General features: G+C 73.2%; 18 protein-coding genes. 7 read left to right on the forward strand and 11 right to left on the reverse strand.

Going from position 1 to position 19,825, the window contains the following annotated elements:
* Positions 1–9 precede the first annotated feature (9 nt).
* Together AB0B66_RS22680 and AB0B66_RS22685 are read right to left on the reverse strand one after the other, a co-directional pair.
* A complete protein-coding gene (locus AB0B66_RS22680) occupies positions 10–4,713 on the reverse strand; it encodes a HEAT repeat domain-containing protein (protein WP_360533119.1) in 4,704 nt (1,567 codons plus the stop codon).
* Positions 4,714–4,941: 228 nt separating this feature from the next.
* Positions 4,942–5,376: a hypothetical protein gene (locus AB0B66_RS22685; protein WP_360533122.1), complete on the reverse strand. Its 435-nt coding sequence runs from the start codon at positions 5,374–5,376 to the stop codon at positions 4,942–4,944.
* Positions 5,377–5,560: 184 nt separating this feature from the next.
* On the opposite strand from AB0B66_RS22685, the gene AB0B66_RS22690 reads away from it, so the two are divergent.
* On the forward strand, positions 5,561–6,106 hold the full coding sequence (locus tag AB0B66_RS22690) for a hypothetical protein (protein WP_360533125.1): 546 nt from the start codon (positions 5,561–5,563) through the stop codon (positions 6,104–6,106).
* Here AB0B66_RS22690 and AB0B66_RS22695 read toward each other — a convergent pair.
* Positions 6,103–7,071 carry a LuxR C-terminal-related transcriptional regulator gene (locus AB0B66_RS22695; protein WP_360533128.1) on the reverse strand — a complete coding sequence of 323 codons (969 nt, stop codon included), beginning with the start codon at positions 7,069–7,071 and terminating at the stop codon, positions 6,103–6,105. The two genes, AB0B66_RS22690 and AB0B66_RS22695, sit on opposite strands and share 4 nt — an antisense overlap.
* Before the next feature lie 249 nt (positions 7,072–7,320).
* Between AB0B66_RS22695 and AB0B66_RS22700 the strand changes: the two genes are divergently transcribed.
* Both AB0B66_RS22700 and AB0B66_RS22705 read left to right on the forward strand, forming a co-directional pair.
* Positions 7,321–8,520 carry a low temperature requirement protein A gene (locus tag AB0B66_RS22700; protein ID WP_360533131.1) on the forward strand — a complete coding sequence of 400 codons (1,200 nt, stop codon included), beginning with the start codon at positions 7,321–7,323 and terminating at the stop codon, positions 8,518–8,520.
* 119 nt (positions 8,521–8,639) lie between these two features.
* Positions 8,640–10,826: a DEAD/DEAH box helicase gene (locus AB0B66_RS22705; RefSeq protein WP_360533134.1), complete on the forward strand. Its 2,187-nt coding sequence runs from the start codon at positions 8,640–8,642 to the stop codon at positions 10,824–10,826.
* 13 nt (positions 10,827–10,839) lie between these two features.
* On the opposite strand, the gene AB0B66_RS22710 is transcribed toward AB0B66_RS22705, so the two are convergent.
* From AB0B66_RS22710 to AB0B66_RS22725, 4 genes are all read right to left on the reverse strand, one after another.
* A complete protein-coding gene (locus AB0B66_RS22710) occupies positions 10,840–11,784 on the reverse strand; it encodes a hypothetical protein (protein ID WP_360533137.1) in 945 nt (314 codons plus the stop codon).
* Positions 11,781–12,272 carry a hypothetical protein gene (locus AB0B66_RS22715; protein WP_360533140.1) on the reverse strand — a complete coding sequence of 164 codons (492 nt, stop codon included), beginning with the start codon at positions 12,270–12,272 and terminating at the stop codon, positions 11,781–11,783. The genes AB0B66_RS22710 and AB0B66_RS22715 overlap by 4 nt, the downstream gene beginning before the upstream one ends.
* Complete coding sequence (locus AB0B66_RS22720; RefSeq protein ID WP_360533143.1) at positions 12,269–13,495, reverse strand: macrolide family glycosyltransferase; 1,227 nt, start codon at positions 13,493–13,495, stop codon at positions 12,269–12,271. Before AB0B66_RS22720 ends, AB0B66_RS22715 begins: the two co-directional genes overlap by 4 nt.
* Before the next feature lie 283 nt (positions 13,496–13,778).
* Complete coding sequence (locus tag AB0B66_RS22725) at positions 13,779–14,528, reverse strand: SDR family oxidoreductase (RefSeq protein WP_360533146.1); 750 nt, start codon at positions 14,526–14,528, stop codon at positions 13,779–13,781.
* A gap of 135 nt (positions 14,529–14,663) precedes the next feature.
* Here AB0B66_RS22725 and AB0B66_RS22730 point away from each other — a divergent pair, with 135 nt between their 5' ends.
* Together AB0B66_RS22730 and AB0B66_RS22735 are read left to right on the forward strand one after the other, a co-directional pair.
* Positions 14,664–14,855 carry a hypothetical protein gene (locus tag AB0B66_RS22730; RefSeq protein WP_360533149.1) on the forward strand — a complete coding sequence of 64 codons (192 nt, stop codon included), beginning with the start codon at positions 14,664–14,666 and terminating at the stop codon, positions 14,853–14,855.
* Positions 14,856–14,952: 97 nt separating this feature from the next.
* The gene (locus tag AB0B66_RS22735) at positions 14,953–15,210 is read left to right on the forward strand and encodes a hypothetical protein (RefSeq protein WP_360533152.1); all 258 of its coding nucleotides are present in this window, start codon (positions 14,953–14,955) and stop codon (positions 15,208–15,210) included.
* A 28-nt stretch (positions 15,211–15,238) separates the two neighbouring features.
* Here AB0B66_RS22735 and AB0B66_RS22740 read toward each other — a convergent pair whose 3' ends face one another.
* A complete protein-coding gene (locus tag AB0B66_RS22740; protein ID WP_360533155.1) occupies positions 15,239–15,871 on the reverse strand; it encodes a DUF4328 domain-containing protein in 633 nt (210 codons plus the stop codon).
* 250 nt (positions 15,872–16,121) lie between these two features.
* On the opposite strand from AB0B66_RS22740, the gene AB0B66_RS22745 reads away from it, so the two are divergent.
* Positions 16,122–16,559, forward strand: a complete 438-nt coding sequence (locus tag AB0B66_RS22745) for a DUF6234 family protein (RefSeq protein WP_360533158.1) — start codon at positions 16,122–16,124, stop codon at positions 16,557–16,559.
* 104 nt (positions 16,560–16,663) lie between these two features.
* The gene (locus tag AB0B66_RS22750) at positions 16,664–17,407 is read left to right on the forward strand and encodes a metallophosphoesterase (protein ID WP_360533260.1); all 744 of its coding nucleotides are present in this window, start codon (positions 16,664–16,666) and stop codon (positions 17,405–17,407) included.
* Positions 17,408–17,417: 10 nt separating this feature from the next.
* On the opposite strand, the gene AB0B66_RS22755 is transcribed toward AB0B66_RS22750, so the two are convergent.
* The 3 genes from AB0B66_RS22755 to AB0B66_RS22765 are packed head-to-tail and all read right to left on the reverse strand — an operon-like array spanning position 17,418 to position 19,749.
* Positions 17,418–18,092, reverse strand: a complete 675-nt coding sequence (locus AB0B66_RS22755) for a CE1759 family FMN reductase (RefSeq protein ID WP_360533161.1) — start codon at positions 18,090–18,092, stop codon at positions 17,418–17,420.
* Positions 18,089–18,562, reverse strand: coding sequence for a MarR family transcriptional regulator (locus tag AB0B66_RS22760; protein WP_360533164.1), 474 nt, complete (start codon positions 18,560–18,562; stop codon positions 18,089–18,091). Before AB0B66_RS22760 ends, AB0B66_RS22755 begins: the two co-directional genes overlap by 4 nt.
* A complete protein-coding gene (locus AB0B66_RS22765) occupies positions 18,562–19,749 on the reverse strand; it encodes an LLM class flavin-dependent oxidoreductase (RefSeq protein ID WP_360533167.1) in 1,188 nt (395 codons plus the stop codon). Before AB0B66_RS22765 ends, AB0B66_RS22760 begins: the two co-directional genes overlap by 1 nt.
* Positions 19,750–19,825 lie beyond the last annotated feature (76 nt).

Here is a 19,825-nt window from a genome sequence, read left to right on the forward strand (position 1 = left end):
CGCCCACTGTCAGACTGCCGTGATCTGGTCCGCCGTACGCTCGGTGATCTGGTCGAGGACCGCGGTGTAGTGGTGCTGCCGGTCGGGCCGGGCACGGCCTGCCGCGTGCCTGAGGGCCGGGATCGCCGACGGTCCGATCTGGACGAGACCGCCGATCGCGGCCCTGCGGACACCGGTGTGGGAGTGCACGAGCAGGCCCACGATCGCGGGGATGGCCGGCTGGTAGACCGCGTGGCTGAGGGTGTTGACCGCGGCACGGACCACATCGGGTTCGGGATCGTCGAGCAGGACCGCGCTGTGGCGCAGGTAGGTCGGGCGGTCCAGGAGCTTGCGGGCGATGCGGTGCGCGTGCAGGCGGATTCTCGGCTCGGGGTGGTGGAGCAGGTCGGCCAGCAGATTCTCCAGTTCGGAGTCCTGGTCGGCGGCGAGCCGGTCGTCCGGCGGGCGGTCGTCCTCGTGCAGCTCCGCGAGGCGCGTGAGCGCACGGCGGACCTGGTCGGTGGGACCGGTGCGGATCATGCCGAGCAGGTCACCGCGTGATGGCGCGGGGGTGGCGGGGTCCGTGGGCGGTCGCTCACGGAGGGCCGTGAGCCGGGCGGGATCGCCGTCGGCGGCGTCGGGCCCCCGTAGCGGGCCGTCGACGAGGGTGATCTTGTCGGCGAGGTCCTCGCGGCCTTCGGCACGCAGCCGCCGCTGGACTTCGGACAGTGCCGGGGTGCGCAGTAGGGGCAGGCCGGCGATCAAGTCCAGGTAACCCCAGGCTCCGGCGTCCAGGCGGCTGCGGAGACTGTCCGCGAGGGTGTCGGCGTACTCGTCGTCCTTGCGCAGCGCGCGTGCGACCGAGGCGCGGGTGGCGGATCCGCCGCGCTCCCACCATTCCAGCAGCAGCGGGAGCAGGCGGTGCAGGTCGGACGGGCCGAGGTCATACGCCACGCGGGCCAGGCGTTCGTGAACGGCCTCGCCACCGGCGGCGATCGTTCGCAGTTCGGTTTCGTCGATGCCGTTCAACGCCCGCGCGAGGCTCGCGTCGACCGCGACGTCGACGCGCCCGTCCAGGAACGCGCGCAGCAGCTCGCGTACGGTTTGCGGTTCGGGCCAGTCCCCGAGCGCGGCGGCGGCCGCGTTGCGCCGACCCGCGTCGGGAGCGTCGAGCATGGCGAGCAGGCGCTCGCGCAACGCGGCCGAGCGCGGCTGGTCGAGGTCGCCGTCGTGCGGGGTCCGTGGCCGGTCGGCGGGCCCGTGGAACCGCTCGGCCAGAGTCCAGGACGGTGCGCCGATCGGCTGGAGTGCCTCCAGCCAGTCCAGCATCGCGCCACGGGCCTCCGGATGCGCTGAAGGAAAGGCCTCGATCAGGGCGTCGAGGCGGTCGTGAGACGGAAGCGGGAGGTCGTCTCGTGACCGGAAGTCGCGCAGGCCGTCCGGTGTGCGTACGGCGGCTTCGAGGCGGAGCCGCCATGCGGTGGCCTTCTCGGACGTCCGGGTGGCGGTGACGGCGAAAGCGTCGCGCAGCACGGCGGTCTCGGCTCGCCACGGGTCCGGGCCGAGCCGGGCCGCGGCAAGGGCGTGCTCGACGTCGGCGCGGGTCAGCACCGCGCCGCAGCCGCGCAGCAGCCCCAGCGTCGACCTCCGCCCGGCCGCGGTGGGGGCGAGCGTCCGCAGCCGCGCGGCGACACCGAGGGCCTGTGCGGCGGGCAGGGTCGGCGCGACCGCTTCCAGCACCGTGAGCAGACCGTCCCGGTCCTCACCGGCGGCTTCACCCAGACCGCCGACCAGGGTCCCGACTGCCTGGGTGAAGGTCCCGACCTCGCCGTCCGACCAGGGAGCGGGGCAGAGCCGCAGAGTGAGCCGAAGCGTCGCCGGTGCAGGGGCCACGTCGGTGGAGGCCAGCTGAAGCCAGTCGGCCAGCAGCGGCCGCAGGCGGGCGAGCTGACCGGCACTCGGATTCCCGGGCGTCAGGTCGTGTCCGGCCACGATCCGCAGGGCGGTCTCGGCGTTCCAGCCATCGTGTACCAGCGAGTCGACGTCCTCATCCCACGGGCCGGGCGCGGCCACGACCGAACGGGCCGGTGCGGCGATGCCGTGTGCCGTGAACAGCGCCGCCAAATCCTCGACGGTTCCTTCGCCGAGCCTGACCTCGCTTGCGGCGACCAGCGCGAGCAGTGTCGGCGCGACCGGTGATCCCTGCCGGGCCAGCGCGTCGACCGCCCGCGCCGACAGCATCCGGTCCAGCCCGCCGAGCAGCAGCCCGCGGGTTCGCTCGTCGTCGGCCTGCTCGGCTGCCGCGAGGACCGTGGCGGCGTGAGCGCGGCCGAGGATCGCCTGGAGCGCCGCGACGAGAGTCTCCCGCAGACCCGGGTTGTCGTGGCGGCCGAGCCAGAGCAGCAGCTTCGGCACCGCGGCCGGCGCACCGGCTTGGACCAGGACCTCGGCGGCGGTCTTCTTGATGTTCATGGCGGGGTGGTCCAGGCACGCCGCGATCGCGGGGGCGGCCCAGCGGGCCCGGATCCGCCCGAGCGCGAGCAGCGCCTGCCGGACGGTCTGCACGTCGCGGGCCGCGGTCAGCGCGAGCAGGCTCGCCGACAGCGCCTCGGCGGCGTCGCCGGTCGAGTCGGCGGCCAGCGCCGCGATCACGTGTTTGCGGACGTGGCGGTCACGGTGGCGCAGCAGCCGGTGCACCCGGGCCCGGGTGCCCGCGTACGGGGCCAGGGGCAGCAGGGCGAGCAGGACGGCCTGCTCGCCGGAGGACAGGCCGGGCCGGTCCAGCAGGTCCAGCGCCATGGTCGCGACTAGCGCGTGGCCGGCCTCGGTGGCGCTGCCGACTTCACGCAGGCAGTACGGCCGCAGCTTGCCGCGATCGTGCAGGCGGCCGCCGAGTGCGCGGATCGCGGTCACGACCTCGTCGGGCACCGCGGGCTCGCCGGGTGGAGGCCCGTCGGACCGTGTGGGGAGGGCCGGTCCGCCCGGCTCCCATGACGCCGCGAGTTCCGCCACGATCCGCGCCAGCAGGTCGGCGATGGCGGCCAGGGTGCCCGCGTCGCCGTTACGGGCCAGCACGAGCAGCGCCGACACCGGGTCGTCCGGGTCGAAGCCCGCCCGCAGCAGAGCCAGTTCCCGCTGGTCGGGCCCACCGAGGTCGACGGCGATCCGGCGGGGCACGTCACGCGGGTCGAGGCGGGCCAGGAGCGCGGCCCGCCCGGCGGAATCGTCGGTGAGGTGCCACAGCAGCTCCAGCGCGCGACGGCGCACCGGCCGCAGGTGCGGGACGACGGCCGTGGCGTCGCCGCCGGTCAGGCCGAGCCCTTCGCGCAGCACGGCCACGGTCCGAGGGCCGCCGACCGCCTCCAGCGTGTGCAACGCCGCAGCCGGGGCCTGCGGCAGCGCCTCGATGACCGCGTCCTCCGCCGGAGTGTGGCGCATCGCCCGGACAGCCGCCAGGAACGGCTCGGGACGGGACGTCGCGGGCAGGACACCGGTGATCGCGTCGCCGATCGGCAGGTCACCGCCTCCCTGGCGGGCCAGCTCGACCAGCAGCGCCAGCCGCCGCGGCCACCTCGGATCATCGGCGTCGGCGACCAGCAGCGCGTCGAACGCCGCACGCCGACACGTGAACAGGATCGTGGCGACCTCGGCCGCGGACACGGTGTGGTCGGTGAGAGCGAGGGCCACGATGCCCGGCGCGTCGTCACCGGCCGGGAAGAGGCCCCGCCGGTGCATGGCCCGCAGGCACGCCACCATGGATCCGCCGAACAGCAGCGGGTCGGTGGCGGCGGCCGCCAGGAGATCGCCGATGTCCGCGCGTCCGGCCAGGGTGCCCAGCTCGCGTAGTGCCTGCTGCCGAGCCTGCGGCGGCATCGCCTCGTCCGCGACGACGTCGTGGAGCAGGTCGGCATGCCCGTGACGGGCCGCCGCCACTATCGCGGCATCGATCACCGCAGGCCACGGTGTCGGCGAACCGACCGCCTGACCTTTGCGGGCACCGGCCGGGGCAGGCCCCGGCGACGGCGGAACGGCGACGAGGAGCGGTCGGAGCCGCTCCCGGCGCAACGGGGCGAGCGCTGCCCACGGCTCGGCCAGCTCCCGCAGCGCGGCAGCGGACACATCGTCGAATGCGAGCAGCCTGCCGACGTGCTCGCGGGCGCGGGCCGGGGCCAGCAGCACGCTGTGCAGCCCTTCGCGGGCCAGCCGCAGCGCCGCGTCCCGTAGCACCTGGTCACCGCCGGCGGCCAGCTCGCCGACCAGCTCATCCAGCCGGTCGGTGTCCGCGGCGGCGATCCCCACCACGGACTGGTAGAGCAGCTCGCCCGCCGGTTCGCTGCGGACCGTCGCGGGCCTGTCGCAGATCTCGGCACGCAGCCAGGCGATCTGCACGCTCACCGGCGCCTGGGCTACGGGTCGGAGCGGCCTGCTCTGCTCGGAGACGTAGCGCCGGAGCCGCTGGTGGAGGTGAGCCACGAGGAGCGCCGTCTCCGGCAGTCCGTCCAGGGTCGGCGGCAGCAGCCCGGCCAGTGCACCCAGCTCGGACTCCGCGATGCCCGGGGTCGCGATCCGTGCGGCCAGCCGGTCCAGGCCGAGATGCCGCAGCAGCGGGTCCTCGTGACGGATGAGCAGCTTCAGGACGGCCGGGGTGCAGTCCTCTGCCGCCAGATGGGTCGACAGCCAGTCGAGGTCGCCTCGGCGCACCGCAGCCCGAACCGGCTCGCTCGCTGATGTCATGCCGCCCGATGGTAGTCGGCGCGGTGATCGCGGCAATCTTGATTCGGCCTGCCCGCGAGGCTCCTGCGCCGCCGCGACGAGGCGGCGGGAACCCAGCGGCTGATCCCGCGCCGCCGTGCAAGCGCCGCTCGGCGTGACGGTGAGCTGTCCCCCGGCTGTCAGACCACCGCGGGGTGAACCGGGCCGGGTGACGGGAGCGCCCCCGTGGCGCTCCCGCCGCCCGGAGACTCAGGCGCGGCGCATGCTCATGTGCAAATTCGCACAACCGGTGCCGCCGCCGACACAGCCGCTGTCGGTGATGCTGGGGAACACGTGGAAGCCGTTCTTGTCGTAGGTGAAGCACTTCTCGCCGCCCGGACCCATGCAGTCGTCGCTGCGGGCCCACCCGGCCGCTGTGAACAGCCGGTCGACGAGGTCCACCGTCTCGGCCCGGGTGAGCGGCACGGTGTACCAGCGCAGCCAGACCAGCCGAGTCTTGTCGCGCTTGGCGGATCGGGCATGTTGCGCCCATTCGTGCTCCGGCAGCTTCACCGCATCGAGTTCGGCGGTCCCGGCGGCCAGGATCTCGGCGTCGCCGGGGCCGTCGTCGGCGGGGAAGCCGCAGCCGAGCACGAGGGTGGCGGCGAGCACACCGGCGAGCATCCGGCGGCGCTGGATCGGCATGGCCCGTTCACCTTTCTGAGTCGTCATCGGAGTCGAACGCACTCTGGCACGGTCCCCCCGGTCCGGTCACGACCGCGCTGCTGGCCGCAACCGGCCTGGCCGTTTCCGGACGTCCCGGACCGCTGACACACCCGCCGCCCGCCACGCAGACTGCGTCACAACCGTTCTCGGAAGGGAGATCGACGTGTCGATCAGGACCATCGCCCCGCCCCGCCGCGCCGCCGCCTGGTGGTATGCGCTGCCCGCCGGACTGCTCGCGATCACCGCGTTCCTGTGGTTGGTCTGGCAGACCTACGCTCCGCTGTCGCCGGAGCGCGAGGCCAGGCCGCTGACCGGCCCCACCGACGTGACCGCATTCGAGATGGAGCCCGGCGTCGTCTACTCGGTCTACCAGCGGCACGACCCCGCACGGCGCGGCTCGGACTGCCGCATCGACCCGGAGAACGGCAAGGCGACCGGTCTCGGCTTCGGTGACTTCGGCCGGGGATCCGCAGCGCTCTACGAGATCCCGCGCGCGGTGACCGTCGACGGCGTCCGCTACGTCCTGACCTCGAAGCTGAGCAACGAATTCCGGCGCAAGGTCAAGGTCTCCTGCGTGGGCGACCCGGTGCTGGTGGAGCCGGTGCGGGACCGCCGGGCCGGGCCGCCGGCCCTGCTGGCCGGAGCCGCGCTGGTGATCGTCGGCGGGTTCGCGGCCGTGCTCGTCGCGCGCCGCCGGGCGACCGCCTAGAGCCAGCCGCGGCGGACCGCCTCCGCACCGGCCTGGAAGCGGCTCTCGACGCCCATCCGGTCGGTGAGCTCGGCGATGACCCGCCGCACGGTACGCGCGGAAAGGCCCAGTTTGCGGCCCGCCGACTCGTCGGTGTGCCCGGCGTCCAGCAGCCGCAGCAGCGCCTGCTCCTGCGGGCTCAGGGCGTCCTCCTCGACCTTCGGCGACTCACCGAACGGGGTGCCGCTCTCCCAGAACTGCTCGAACAGCACGTACAGCGCGTTGACCACGGCCGGGCTGCGGACCTCCAGGGCGCCCTCGCGGGAGTCCGCCGGGTTGACGGCGAGGAACGCCACCGCGCGGTCGACGACGAGCATGCGGAACGGCACCGTCGGCACGGTGCGGTTGCGCCCGCCGTGCTCGGTCATCCACTTGGCGAACGCCAGATTGTCCGGGTCCTTGCGGACGGTCTCCTGGTAGACGTTGCGCATGCTGATGCCGCGGCGCAGCACGCGCAGGTTGTTGACTTTGGCCGCCTCGATCGCCTCGGCGCTCATCTCCCGGTCGACGGTGAAGCTCAGGCACTCCTCCCGCATGGAGTCCGCCACCAGGTCGAGCCGTTCCCGCACTGCGGCGGTGCCTTCCAGCCGGACCAGCTCGTCACGGGGCCGGCCGAGGTCGTGCTCGGCCTCCAGCGCCGCGGCCCAGGCCCGGACGGTCTCCAGCCGCAGCCGCCGGGTGGCCAGCTCCGCCTCCTGCTCGGCCAGCAGGGCGCTGAGCGCGACCTGCGGACCGACCGTGCGCCATCCGCCGTCGCCCGCCGGGACGACCAGGGCCCGCTCGGTGAGCAGGTGCACCGCGTCCCGTACCTCGGTTGCGGACAGCTCCAACTCGTCGGACAGCGCCGCGACGCCCGAGACCGGACGCCGGACCATGGCGGTGTAGACGCGTTCGGCCTGCGGTGTCAGCCCGACGGACTCCAGCATCACTCCCCGATCCCGAGCCGGCGAGCATCATTGTGCCGCAGAGATCACCCGGCGCGCCGCCCGGCCAGGCCGCCGGTGAGCTGATCAAACGCGGCCCGGGTTTCCTGAGCAGGCCGACGGCCTGGTCCCGGCGACGGTGCAGGGCGGCGGCCGGACGCCCCCTGCACCGTGTTCGCCGTCGTCGCACCGCGTCCCTTGTGGGCGAGTATGAACTTGTCCTGCGGGGCGCGGACCCCATAGCTTTGCCGCGTGAACCCCCCGCCGCTCACCGCAGACGCCGACACCGCCGCCCCGCCGCCGGCCCACCACGAGGAGCAGCGCGTCGCCTGGGCCGAGTTGTTCTTCGACCTGATCTGGGTATTCGCGATCACGCAGATCACCTCGACGCTCGCCGGCGCCCACACCACCGGCGAAGCGGCCCGCACGGTGCTGCTGTTCCTGCCGCTGTGGTGGGGCTGGGTCGGCACCACGCTGGCGGCGAACCTCGCCGGCAGCCGCGTCGACCGGGCCGCGGGCCGGATGGTGCTGTTCGGCGCGGCCGGTTGCGGCCTGCTGATGTCGGTCGCGATCGGACAGGCGTACGGCGAGCACGCCGTCCTGTTCGCCCTCGCCTACGCCGTGCTGCGCCTGGTGCTGTGGGCGGTCCGTAGTGGACTGGCAGGACAGTTCCGGCCGTGCCTGGAGCCGTTCGCGGTCGCGCTGTTCGCCGGCGCCCCGCTGTACCTGGCCGGCGCGATACTCGGCGGGACGTGGCAGACCGTGCTCTGGGTGGCGGCCGCGCTGATCGAACTGAGCAGCCCGCGCCTGCTGCGCGGCCGCCTGAGCGGCATGCGGTACGAGACCGCGCACCTGCCCGAGCGGTTCGGGCTGGTGCTGATCATCGCACTCGGCGAGACCGTGGTCGCCACCGGCAACCAGGCCGCCGCGGGCCGGCTCGGCACACCGGAACTGGCCGCGATGCTGCTCGCGTTCGCCCTGATCGTGCTGCTGTGGTGGACGTACTTCCACTTCGGCGCGCCCGCGGTGCGGCACAGCCTGGAGCACACCCCCGCGCAGTCGCGCATCGTCACCGACGTGTTCAGCTACGCCCACCTCGGTTATGTCGTCGCGATCGTGCTGGTGGCGGTCGGCCTGAAGAAGCTGCTCGCCCATCCCCTGGACGTGCCGCACAGCCTGCCCGAGGTGCTGCTGGCACCCGGCGTCGCGCTGTACCTGTGGGGCTTCTGCTACGCCCGCTGGCGCATGTTCGGCGCGGCGACGGTGCAGCGCGTCGCCGCCGCGGTCGCCTGCTGCGCCGTGGCCGCGGCCGCCATCCAGCTCCCGATCATGGTGACGGCCGCGCTGCTGGTCGCCGTCCTGCTCGCGCTCAACGCGTTCGAGGCCTGGATCGTCCGCACGGGACGCCCGCTGCCGCTGCTCCGGGTGCCTCTCGGGCGCGAAGGGGCGTGACGGCGCGGCGCGGTGGGCATGGGGATGCCGGACGTCTCCCCGGCCCGCCGCGCCGGAGTCCGACCCGACCGGCCCGCGCCGGTGTGGAACCCGTGATCCGTGCCCATCCGGTGCGGCGAGTGCGAAACGAGGTAGCGATGGTCGCCGCAGCCCGCAGTTCCGAGGCGCGTGCCCTGGTCACCGACGCCGCGGACGCGCAGCGGGCCGCCCGGACCGTGCTCGACGCCGAGCCGCACCTGGTCGCCGAGATCCGCGGGCTCGCGACCGGCAACCGCAAGCAGTCGCTCGACGAGCGCCTGCAGCAGGCCGACCTCGGCCAGTTACGGGAGGCGGCAGGCGGCCGCCTGCGCCTGGGAGCGCTGCGGGCAGCCGGGATCACCACCGTCGGCCAGCTCATGGCGAACCGGCACCGGCTCCACGAGTACCCCGGCATCGGGCCGACCACGGTCACCCAGCTCGAAGACGCCATCGCCGCCCTGGCCGAGAGCGTCGAGGCCGACACGGTGCTGCGCCCCGACCCCGACCGGCGCTCCCCGGCGGACACCCACCTGCTGCGCGCGCTGCACCGGCTGGCGGTCTTCCGCAGGCGGGTGCGGCCCGTGCTGGGCCGGGCCGGCGACCTGAACGACGCCGTCGCCGGCACCATCGACGGCGCGCGGCGCGCCAACAGCCGCTGGCGCAGCCTGTTCCGCGGCCGGCAGGGCCGCCAGGACGATCTCGCGGCGCTGGCCGCGCTGGAGACGGCGCTGCGCTCGCCGCGCCTCGAAACGGCCCGCACCAGGGTGCTCACGGCCGCGGCGGCCCTGGCCGCCGAACCCACCGAGAAGCAGTTGTGGCAGAAGTACAAGGCCGACGCCGCGACCTACCTGACCCTGCTGGCGGAGGCGACCGGCGAGCAGGGCGGCGAGCAGGGCCCGGCCGGGCGGCTGTCGCCCGACGCCGCCGCCCGGGTCGACGAGGTGCGCCTGGACACGAGCCTGCTGGTCTCCACGTTGCGCGGTTACCAGTCCTTCGGCGCCCGGTTCATGATCGCGCAACGCCGGGTGATCATCGGCGACGAGATGGGCCTGGGCAAGACCGTCGAGACCCTCGCGGCCATGTGCCACCTGGCCGCCCACGGCCGGCGGCATTTCCTGGTCGTGTGCCCGCCGAGCCTCGCCGCCAACTGGATGCACGAGATCAAACGGCACTGCCGGCTGACCCCTCGCCTGCTGTACGGCGGCGACACCGCCCGGAGCACCGCCGCCTGGCGCGCCAACGGCGGCATCGGCGTGACCACCTACACGGCCCTCGACCGGCTCGACCTCGACGGGGTCGACGTCGCCATGGCCGCCTTCGACGAGGCCCACTACATCAAGAACCCCGACGCCAAACGCACCCTGCAGAGCCGCCGCCTCATCGAACGGGCCGAGCGCGTCGCGCTGCTCACCGGCACCCCGCTGGAGAACCGGGTCACCGAGTTCGGCGTGCTCACCGAGCACGTCAACCCCGAGGTCGCCCGGCAGGCCGCCGCCGCGCCGTCGGCCGAGGCGTTCCGCCGCGCCATCGCCCCGGCGTACCTGCGGCGCAACCAGTCCGACGTGCTCGCCGAGCTGCCCGACCGGATCGAGAACGTGCAGCCGGTGACCCTGTCGCCGGAGGAGGCCGCCGCGTACCGCAAGACCGTCTGGGAGGGCAAGTTCATGACCATGCGCCGGGCCACCTTCGGGGACCCGGCGCGGACGTCGACCAAGCTCGACCACATCCGCGAGATCGCGGCCGAGGCTATGGCCGAGGGGTACAAGGTCGTCGTGTTCTCGTACTTCCGCGACGTGCTCGACGCGGTCGCGGACGCGCTGGGCAAGCGGGCGCACGGGCCGCTGTCCGGATCGACCCCGCCGCTGCAGCGCCAACAGGTCGTCGACGCGTTCACCGCGAGCCGCCGACCGGCCGTGCTGGTCAGCCAGATCGAGGTCGGCGGGGTCGGGTTGAACCTGCAGACCGCCTCCGTGGTCGTCCTGGTCGAGCCGCAGTGGAAGCCCAGCATCGAGGAGCAGGCCATCGCGCGCTGCCACCGCATGGGCCAGGTCCGGCCGGTGCAGGTCTTCCGGCTGATCGCCGAGGACACCGTCGACACCAGCGTGCGCGAGCTGGTCGCGGGCAAGGCGGCGCTGTTCGACGAGTACGCCCGGCCCAGCGCGGCCAAGGACGACAACGCGGGAGCCGTCGACGTGACCCAGCACGACGGCACCCGCGCCGCCGCCGAACGCCGGATCATCGAGCGGGAGCGGGCCCGCCTGCGCGACAGCGGCGACCAGCACGGCTGACGAGTCCGCTCGATCAGGCGGGCGGACCGTCGGGTGCCGGGGTGGCGGCGACGCGGTCCCGGATCAACGCGATCACGGTGTCGGCGGTGCGGTCGAGGTGGCTGCGGCCGTCGGGCAGCTTGGCCTGCGGGCTGATGTAGCTGCGCGGACCGACGTGGGTGGCCGGGTCCAGCCAGTGCACCGTGATCTTCCCGGCGCGGACCGCCCGGTTCCAGCCGCTCCGCCGGAACAGCGGCCACCGCTGCGGGAAGATCCAGATACCGGCCCGCTCGATCCAGTCGCTCGCGGCGGTGAGCCGGTCCAGGTGCTGGGCGTGGCTGAGGTCGTTGGCTCCGTTGTAGAACCCGCCGAGGGTGATCAGCGACAGCGGGCAGCGCAGCTCGGACCACAGCTCGCCGACCGCGCCGGTGGCCACCTGGGCTCCGCCGCTGTAGCTGAGCAGCACCACGGGGATGCCGCTGCCGGGCTGGTAGCCGGCCAGCCGCAGCTGAGTGGCGATCTGCGACCCGACGGCGCGGTTGTACAGCGGACGGTAGCGGTGGTCGGCGGCGACGAAGATCTGCATCACGTTGTGCAGGAACAGCACCAGCCCGGCCCGGCGGCGCAGCCAGATCCACAGCGGCCGGTTGGCCAGCGGGTAGGCCAGCGGCGAGTAGGGCTGCACCTGGCCCAGCACCCGCAGCTCCGGTGCCCTGGCCAGCAGGGCCTTGACCAGCTGGCCGCCGTCGCGGGTGTCCTGGAAGCGGCGTTTGCCGATGCCGTCCAGGTAGACCAGGTAGGCGGCCGGCGGGCGGTCCGCCTCCGCACCTCGCGCGTAGGGCACCCGCGGGGGGAGTTCCGCGCCGGGAGCGCGCCAGCCCGCCGTGTAGGCCAGCAGCTCGTACCGGGACAGCAGGGCTTCGGCGAGCAGCACCGGTCCGATCCCGAACAGCAGCAGCAGGAGCGCGAACTCGATCATCGCAGCGGCTCCGGCAGCCTGGTCCGGTTGAGCTTCGCGACGAGCCTGCGTACGCCCTCGACGGTGATGCCGAGGCCGGCTCCCGCCACGGCCACGCACCCGGCGGCCTCCCACCAGCCGATCCCGGCCACCGGCACGAGCGCGGTCGCGAGGCCGGCTCCCACGCCGACCATGAGCAGCAGGTGCAGCAGCGGCCCGAGCAGCGGAAACGCCAGGATCGCGGCGAGCAGCAGCGGCGCGACCAGGGCCGGTGTCCAGCGCAGCACGCCCTGGTCGGTCGTCGAGGTGGGCAGCACCAGCTCGGCGAGGGTCCACGCGCACAGCGGCCAGAGCGCGAACACCGCGGCGTCGACGAACGCGCCGGCCACCACCAGCCAGATCGCCCGGGTGTGCGACACCCCGGACAGGCGCGCCACCAGGGGAAGCAGTCGACCGATGGCCTCGGACAGGCCCGCGAGCAGCAGCAGGACGGCGACGAAGAGCGTCACCGGTCGGCCTTGCGGCGCGGTGCGGCGGCGCTCGGCTCGGTGACGCCGGTCTGCCGGAGGTAGCCCTCGAGTTCGTCGGCGGCGCGCGGGGCGCCGCTCGCGCGCCGCTGGGCGGCCTGCAGGGTGGCCACGGCGGCCCGGAACCGGGGTTCGCCGAGCAGGCGCCGGCCGAGGGCGCGCACGGTCTCGACGTCGGCGGTCTCCGGGCTGGTCGCCAGACCGGCGCCCAGCTCGACGATGCGGCGGGCCACCAGCGTCTGGTCGGCGCCCTGCGGGATCACCAGCATCGGCACTCCGGCGTGTAGGGCTTCGTTGACGCTGTTGACCCCGCCGTGGGTGACGAACAGCGCCGCGTGGGCCAGCACCTCCAACTGCGGCACGGCCCTGCGGGCCAGCACGTTTTCCGGCAGCGGGCCGAGTTCTGCCGGGTCGGTGTGCCCGGTGGCCACGACCACGGTGCCGCCGAGTGGGGCGAGCGCGTCGACGAACGCGCGCAGTTGCTGCGGGCCGGCGTCGAACACCGTGCCCATGGAGGTGTACAGCACCGGGTCCCGCAGCCCGTCGGTCGGAAACGACGCGTCGGCCGGGCGGGAGCCGATGCTCGGCCCGACGAACCGGAAGGACTCGTCGAAGCCGGCGGCGTCGGGATGGAACGCCGGTGAGGTGTACACGAGGTTGAGCGGCTGGCGGATGTCCGCGAGGTCGATCCGGGGCACCCCGCGCATGTCGTACCTGCGGCGCAGTTCCCGGCGCGCCCGCAGATAACCCCAGGCGCTGCGGGGCATGGCCAGCGCCGCGCCGAGCAGCCCCCAGGACGCGCGCGTGGGGCTGGGCACCTGCCGGTTGAAGGCGAACGTGGTGAACGACGACGCGGCGGGCACGCCGAGCTCCCGGGCGGCCACCGGGCCCCACAGGCAGGCGGAGTCGTGCACGATCAGATCGGGCCGGGTGGCGCGCAGATCGGTGAGCACCCCGGGCAGCACCTGCACCGCCGTACGCGCCAGCTGCTCCATCAGGGTGACCGGCGTCGGCGGACCGGCCAGTGGCGGCTCGTCGCCCGAGTAGAGGAACACCCGCGCGCCGGTGGCCGCGATCTGTTCGGCGAAGGCGGGCGTCGTGTGGTAGGTGACGCTGTGGCCACGACGGAGGAGCTCGGTCACGAGCGGCAGTGTCGGGTTGACGTGGCCGTGCATGCCGACGTTGAGAAACGCGACCCTGCTCATCGCCCGGCTCCGGGTAGGGAGGGAGCCGACGTCGGCCACCTCTTGGCGATCATGATCCGCCCTTCCCGCCGCGACAGGAGCATCGCGTCCGTTCGCGCTCAGTATGCCAGCGGCAGATGATCCACTTGGCCGGGACCCCCGGGCGGCGGCTCCGGCGTCCCGATGCCCGGCAGCGCCGTATGCAGGCATCGACGAGGCCTAACCCCGCGCTTCGTGGACACCTTGCGCAAGTGTCATTCGGCCGGCCTCGGCCCGGCTGACGGCAGAGGGCTGTCGCCGGTAGTCAGAGGACGCCGCCGTTGACCTGGATGACCTGGCCGTTGACCCAGTGCCCGGCTGGACCGGCCAGGAACGCGACGACCTCGGCGATCTCCGCCGGTGTGCCGAGCCGGTTCATCGGAGCCCGGGCGGCCAGCCCGGCGAGGGTGGCGTCGTCCTTGCCCTCCAGGAACAGCTCCGTCGCCGTGGGACCGGGGGCCACCGCGTTGACGGTGATGTCCCGGCCGCCCATCTCTCGTGCCAGGATCAGCGTGAACGCCTCGATCGCGCCCTTGCTCGCGCTGTAGGCCCCGTAACCCGGCATGGCCAGCTGAACCACCGCGGTGGAGAACGTGATGATCGCGCCGCCGTCGCGTATGCGGCGGGCGGCCTGCTGCGCCACCATGAACGTGCCCCGGATGTTGGTGCGGTACAGCTCGTCGAGGACCGCCAGGTCCAGTTCGGCAACCGTCGTAGTGCGCCCGAGCCCGGCATGGGCGGCGGCGTGCACGACCACGTCGACCCCGCCGTACGTCGACTCGGCCAGGTCGAACAGCGCCACGACCGAGTCCTCGTCGGAGACGTCGGCGCGCGTGCCGAGCGCCGTCCCGCCACCGGCCGTGATCTCCTTGGCCGCCGCGTCGGCCTCGCCCTGGTTGCGCGAGCATACGACGACGGCGAGTCCGTTGCCGGCGAGCAGGCGTGCCGATTCCAGGCCGATACCGCGCGACCCGCCGGTGACGACGGCGACGCGGCGCTGGGCGTCCTGCGTCATGGCGCTCCCCCGTTCTTCCGCCCCGCTGTGGGGCGGCAGCCTCGCCGACGGGCCGGGAGGTCCGTTATGTTGCTTTTGACCTTAACAAGCCGACCGCCGGGTCCGGGCCTATGCTGCAGGAACAGGGGGTACGCGATGCCAGGAAACGGTACGCAGGGCAACGGGATGTCGACCGGCACCCGCCTGGCGGTCTTCACCGCGCTCGCGGGCGCCACGGCCGCCGCGGTGGCCGGCGCGCTGCGGCTGCGCAACCGCCGCCAGAGCGTGCTCGCCGAGAAGGACTTCGGCCCCAAAGCCGACCGGGATGCCGCACGCGCGATGCGGTGAACCGGGCGATGACCGGGAACCGGTGACGCGACGGGGCGGTGAGCGTTGCCCGGCCCTGCTCGGCTGCCTGCGCAGCGACTGCGGCCCCGATGTGCCGGTGGCGACGATCGCCCGGCCGCAGGATGGCGCGTACGCGCTCCTGGCCGAACCACGCGAACGTGACGGCTTCTGGCTTCAGATCGGCGAATCGCAGCCAGAGATCCAGGCCACGCTGCTCGTCTGCGCTGACACCGCATGCGGGCGGGCGCAACGCGTCCCCATCCAGTTCGACCAGCTGGGCACCAGCAACCTGCCGCGGCCGCTGCCGAGCGAGATATGGATCATGGCAGTCAACCGGACGGGCGGGTGCTGCTGACCCGCCCGAAGTGCAGCCCCAACGAGATCTATGTCGTCCGGCCCTGACGGGAGCCGCTTTGTTGTGCCTCGGTGATCCGCCGCATCACACGGACGGTGAGGTAGGCCGTGACGACGGTCGCCACCGCCCCTGCCGTCCACAGCGGATAGGCCACGATACGCATGTCCAAGGCCGTCTGCTCGAGCACGCCGCCGTCTGAGGTCGCCACGCCGTACAGCCGGATCAGCCCGTTGAGCAGCACGGTGATCAGCACGCTCGCCCACCAGCGGCGCACCGGGGCGCGCGGCGCGAGCGGGCCCCCTGCCCGCCACACGTCCCGCACCACGCGGTAGGGGATGAACAGGTTCGCGACCGGGATGAACCACCCGCCGACCGCCCACCCGGGAGCCCACTCCAACGCGCCGCCCAGGCGTCCCGCGGCGCGCCGTGCCTGGTGCAGCCAGACGACGAACGCGGCGGCCGCGAGAAGCGATGCGAGCAGTGACAACCGTTCGCCCGCGGTGCTCGCCATGCCGCGCGGCAGCACGCGGTCGAGGAGTTCGTACGCCATCAAGGCGGGCAGCACAGGGTCGGTGTTGCCGTGCGCCACCACGTCGATCCGGTGCTCGTAGTGGCCCATCGCGAGAATCGCGCGCAGCACCCCCGCGATCGCCGACACCACGAGCGCGACCGCTGCCGGCCGAGCAGCGAGCCACGGCCCGCGCCACGTCCCCGGCACCGGGCCCCGCACCGCGTCCGGCGGCCGCTGACTGGTCGTCGATTCCACAGGGGCTCATCCCTTCCGAAGGTCACCGGCGAGTACGCCCGGCCGGTGCCACCGCGCGATCATCACTGTACAGAAAATGGATCCGCGTCAAATCCCGCCACATCGGCAGATGTCGTTGTTTGGGAGTGTCGGCTACGTTATCGCCGTGAGTCCCACCCCCGAAGTGTCGCCGCGCCGTGCGCCGAACCTGTCCGTCGCGGTCGTCTTGGCGATTGTCGCCTGGTCGATCGCGATCTGCGCCATGGCCGGGTCGCTGCTCTCGATCGGGATGAGCCAGTGGGCCGATTCCTACGACGGCGACAGCCAGGCGATGACCGGTCACGCCGCCGAGAGCGCGCGGGCGGGACTGTGGCTCGCGGCCGTGCTCGCCGCCGGACCGGTGCTGCTGGCCGTGCTCGCGCGGGCGGCCAGGATGCGCAAGACCTTCGTCGTTTTCGTGGTCCTCGCCGTGCTGCTCGTGCCGGCCGGGGCGGTCGCCGCCTCCGGAAGCTGGCGCACCCTTCACCCGCCCGCACCGCCGCCACCGGCCCCGACGCACTGTGTGGAGCACAGCGGCGGCGACGCCGGCTGCCCCGGCGGCTGATCCGGACGCCGGGCGGCACGGTGCCTCGTCGGCTTGCGGGCGTGCCACCGGATGGCCATTGGCACTTGGTACACGGCGCGACATACGACATGCTTCGCGATGTGATGATCATCGCGCACCTCAGTGACACCCACCTCGACGGCGGCGAGCGAGCCCTCGACCGCACCCGGCGCGTCATGAGCTACCTGCGCGGCTGCCGCGTGGACGTGATCCTCGTCAGCGGCGACCTCGCCGACCACGGGGAGATCCACGAGTACGAGCAGGTCAAGGCCGAGCTGACGGCGGACGTCCCGGTCCTGATGCTGCCGGGCAATCACGACCGCCGTGCGCCGTACCGCAAGGTGCTGCTCGACGGCGCGGGCGATGCCCCGATCAACCAGGTCCACCGCGTCGGCGGTGCGCTGTTCGCCCTGTGCGACTCCAGCATCCCCGGACGCCACGACGGCCTGCTCGCCCCGGAGACGCTGGACTGGCTGCGCGAGGTCCTCGCCACGGCCGACGCGCCGGTCTTCCTCGGCCTGCACCACCACCCGATCCCGCTGCACAACCCGCTCGTGGACAGCATCGGGCTGCTCAACGCGGGCGAACTCGCCGCGATCGTCCAGGACTGCCCGCGCGTCGTGGCGACCCTCTGCGGCCACGCGCACGCGGCCGCGGCCGGGACGTTCGGCGGGCGGCCCGTGCTCGCCGCACCCGGCGTGGTGTCCACGACCCGCCTGCCGTGGACCACCGACGACGAGCTGACCTGGGAGAACACCGCCGATCTCGACGACGTGCCCGGGGTGGCGTTCCACGTGCTCGCCGACGACGGCGCGCTCACCACCCATTTCCGGGTCGTGCCCGCATAGGCCGCTCCGGTCAGTCCAGGGTCCCGCCGGCCGCCAGCCGCATCATGTCGGAGTCCAGCTCGATGTGCGTCTCGGTGCCGCCCGCGCTGCCGAGCTCGTGCTGGTAGCTCTGCCAGGACTCGCCCCTGACCTGGTGGGCGAAGCCGCTCTCGACCAGCAGCACCAGTTCGAGCGCGGCCCGTTCGATGCGCTTGTTCAGGCCCGGGTCGGCCCAGTCCTCCGGGGCCGCGAACAGCGACGTCGGCACCACGACGGTGCGCAGGTAGCCGAACAGCGACCGCATCTGCTCGTCCACGACCAGCGAGTGCCGCGCCGTGCCCGCCGTCGCGGCGAGCACGACCGGCTTGGCGATGAGCAGGTCGTTGTCGAGCACCTGGAAGAAGGAGCTGAACAGGCCGCTGGGCGCGGCCTTGTAGACGGGCGCGGCGGCGATGACGCCGTCGGCCCGGCCGAGGAGCTCGATCGCCTGCCGCAGCTTCGGGCCCACCATCGGCGAGATCAGCGCCGTGGTCACCTCGGTCGCCAGCTCGCGCAGGTCGACGACCTGGACGGTCGCGCTGCCGCCGCGCCGGGCGACCAGCTCCGCGGCACGCTGGGCGGTCCGGTCGGCGAGCATCCGGGTCGAGGAGGGGTCGCCGACCCCGGCGGTCACGACCACGAGGGTGTACGGCTGCGTCGGGTTCACTGTTGCGGTTCCTTCTGGTCGTCGTCGGTCGTCGTGCCGGCCCGCCCGGCCAGCTTCCAGGCGATCACGGCGAGCTGCTCCAGCTCGTCGCGGCTCAGCTCGGCGGTGACCGCACGCGCCACATGGGCGGCGTGCCCGCGCCCGATGCTGCGCTGCTTGTCCCGCCCGGCGGCGGTCAGCGACAGCCGCACGCCGCGGCCGTCGGCGGGGTCCGGGCAACGCTCCAGGAGCCCCCGCTCGGCCAGCCGGTCCACCATGCGGGACAGAGCCGGCTGGCTGAGCAGGACGTGCCGGTGCAGCTCGCCGATCCGCAGCGGCTCGCGGTACTTGGACAGCGTGTAGAGCACGTCGTACTCGCGCATCGACAGGTCATGCCACGTGTCGGCTTCCGCGAACTGCTTCATCAGCCTCGCGTGGGCGGACAGCAGCCCCTCCCACGCGTGGTTGGCCAGCCGGCCCCGGTCGGACATCAGTGAACCGGGTAGGTGGTCTGCACGGCCGGGTCGCTGTCCTGGTACGGGGACGCGCCCGTCACGTTGTCGCCGCGGTTGGCGTTCGGGCGCGGCTGGCGCGGGATCGCCTCGCCGTACTTCGCCTTGACCCGGGCGGCGTGCGTCGGCGCGTCGGGCACCTGCGGGTCGCGCTTGGCGGCCAGCTCCTTGCGCAGCGTCGGCACGACCTCACCGCCGAGCAGTTCGAGCTGGTCCAGCACGGTCTTGAGGGGCAGGCCGGCGTGGTCGATCAGGAACAGCTGGCGCTGGTAGTCGCCGAAGTGCTCGCGGAACGTCAGGGTCTTGTCGATGACCTCCTGCGGGCTGCCCACCGACAGCGGCGTCTGCCGCATGAAGTCCTCCATCGCCGGGCCGTGCCCGTAGACCGGGGCCTCGTTGAAGTACGGGCGGAACTCCTTGATCGCGTCCTGCGACCTGCGGGCGATGTAGGCCTGCCCGCCGAGCCCGACGATCGCCTGCTGCTCGGTGCCGTGGCCGTAGTGGGCGTAGCGCTGCCGGTAGAACTTGATCAGGCGCATGTAGTGCTCCTTCGGCCAGAAGATGTGGTTGGCGAAGAAGCCGTCGCCGTAATAGGCGGCCTGCTCGGCGATCTCGGGCGTGCGGATCGAGCCGTGCCACACGAACGGCGGCACGTCGTCCAGCGGGCGCGGCGTGGAGGTGAAGCCCTGCAGCGGGGTGCGGAACTTGCCCTGCCAGTCGACGACGTCCTCGCGCCACAGCCGGTGCAGCAGGTTGTAGTTCTCCAGCGCGAGCGGCAGGCTCTGGCGGATGTCCTGCCCGAACCACGGGTAGACCGGCGCGGTGTTGCCGCGCCCGAGCATCAGGTCCATCCGGCCCTTCGACAGGTGCTGGAGCATCGCGTACTCCTCGGCGATGCGCACCGGGTCGTTCGTCGTGATCAGGGTCGTCGCGGTGGTCAGGATGAGCCGCTCGGTGGCGGCCGCGATGAACGCCAGCAGCGTCGAGGGGGCCGAGGAGAAGAACGGCGGGTTGTGGTGCTCGCCGATGGCGAACACGTCGAGCCCGACCTCTTCGGCCTTCTTGGCGATCTGCACGACCGCGTCGATGCGCTCCGCCTCGCTCGGTGTGTGCCCCGACACCGGGTCGCGGGTGATGTCGCTGACCGAGAACACGCCGAACTGCATGAGATCCCTCGTTTCCACTCGCGCCGGGCCGGCAGGCCCGAGCCAAGTCTATGCGTTTGCATGAAGGGCAACCGGC

Source organism: Catellatospora sp. NPDC049111 (assembly GCF_040648615.1).
Taxonomy (GTDB): domain Bacteria; phylum Actinomycetota; class Actinomycetes; order Mycobacteriales; family Micromonosporaceae; genus Catellatospora; species Catellatospora aurea.

Bases quoted from the DNA above. Each gene is read 5' to 3' on its own strand.
- AB0B66_RS22680 (WP_360533119.1), bottom strand. From the start codon at position 4,713: ATGACATCAGCGAGCGAGCCGGTTCGGGCTGCGGTGCGCCGAGGCGAC.
- AB0B66_RS22685 (WP_360533122.1), bottom strand. From the start codon at position 5,376: ATGCCGATCCAGCGCCGCCGGATGCTCGCCGGTGTGCTCGCCGCCACC.
- AB0B66_RS22695 (WP_360533128.1), bottom strand. From the start codon at position 7,071: ATGCTGGAGTCCGTCGGGCTGACACCGCAGGCCGAACGCGTCTACACC.
- AB0B66_RS22710 (WP_360533137.1), bottom strand. From the start codon at position 11,784: ATGATCGAGTTCGCGCTCCTGCTGCTGCTGTTCGGGATCGGACCGGTG.
- AB0B66_RS22720 (WP_360533143.1), bottom strand. From the start codon at position 13,495: ATGAGCAGGGTCGCGTTTCTCAACGTCGGCATGCACGGCCACGTCAAC.
- AB0B66_RS22725 (WP_360533146.1), bottom strand. From the start codon at position 14,528: ATGACGCAGGACGCCCAGCGCCGCGTCGCCGTCGTCACCGGCGGGTCG.
- AB0B66_RS22730 (WP_360533149.1), top strand. From the start codon at position 14,664: ATGCCAGGAAACGGTACGCAGGGCAACGGGATGTCGACCGGCACCCGC.
- AB0B66_RS22750 (WP_360533260.1), top strand. From the start codon at position 16,664: ATGATCATCGCGCACCTCAGTGACACCCACCTCGACGGCGGCGAGCGA.
- AB0B66_RS22760 (WP_360533164.1), bottom strand. From the start codon at position 18,562: ATGTCCGACCGGGGCCGGCTGGCCAACCACGCGTGGGAGGGGCTGCTG.
- AB0B66_RS22765 (WP_360533167.1), bottom strand. From the start codon at position 19,749: ATGCAGTTCGGCGTGTTCTCGGTCAGCGACATCACCCGCGACCCGGTG.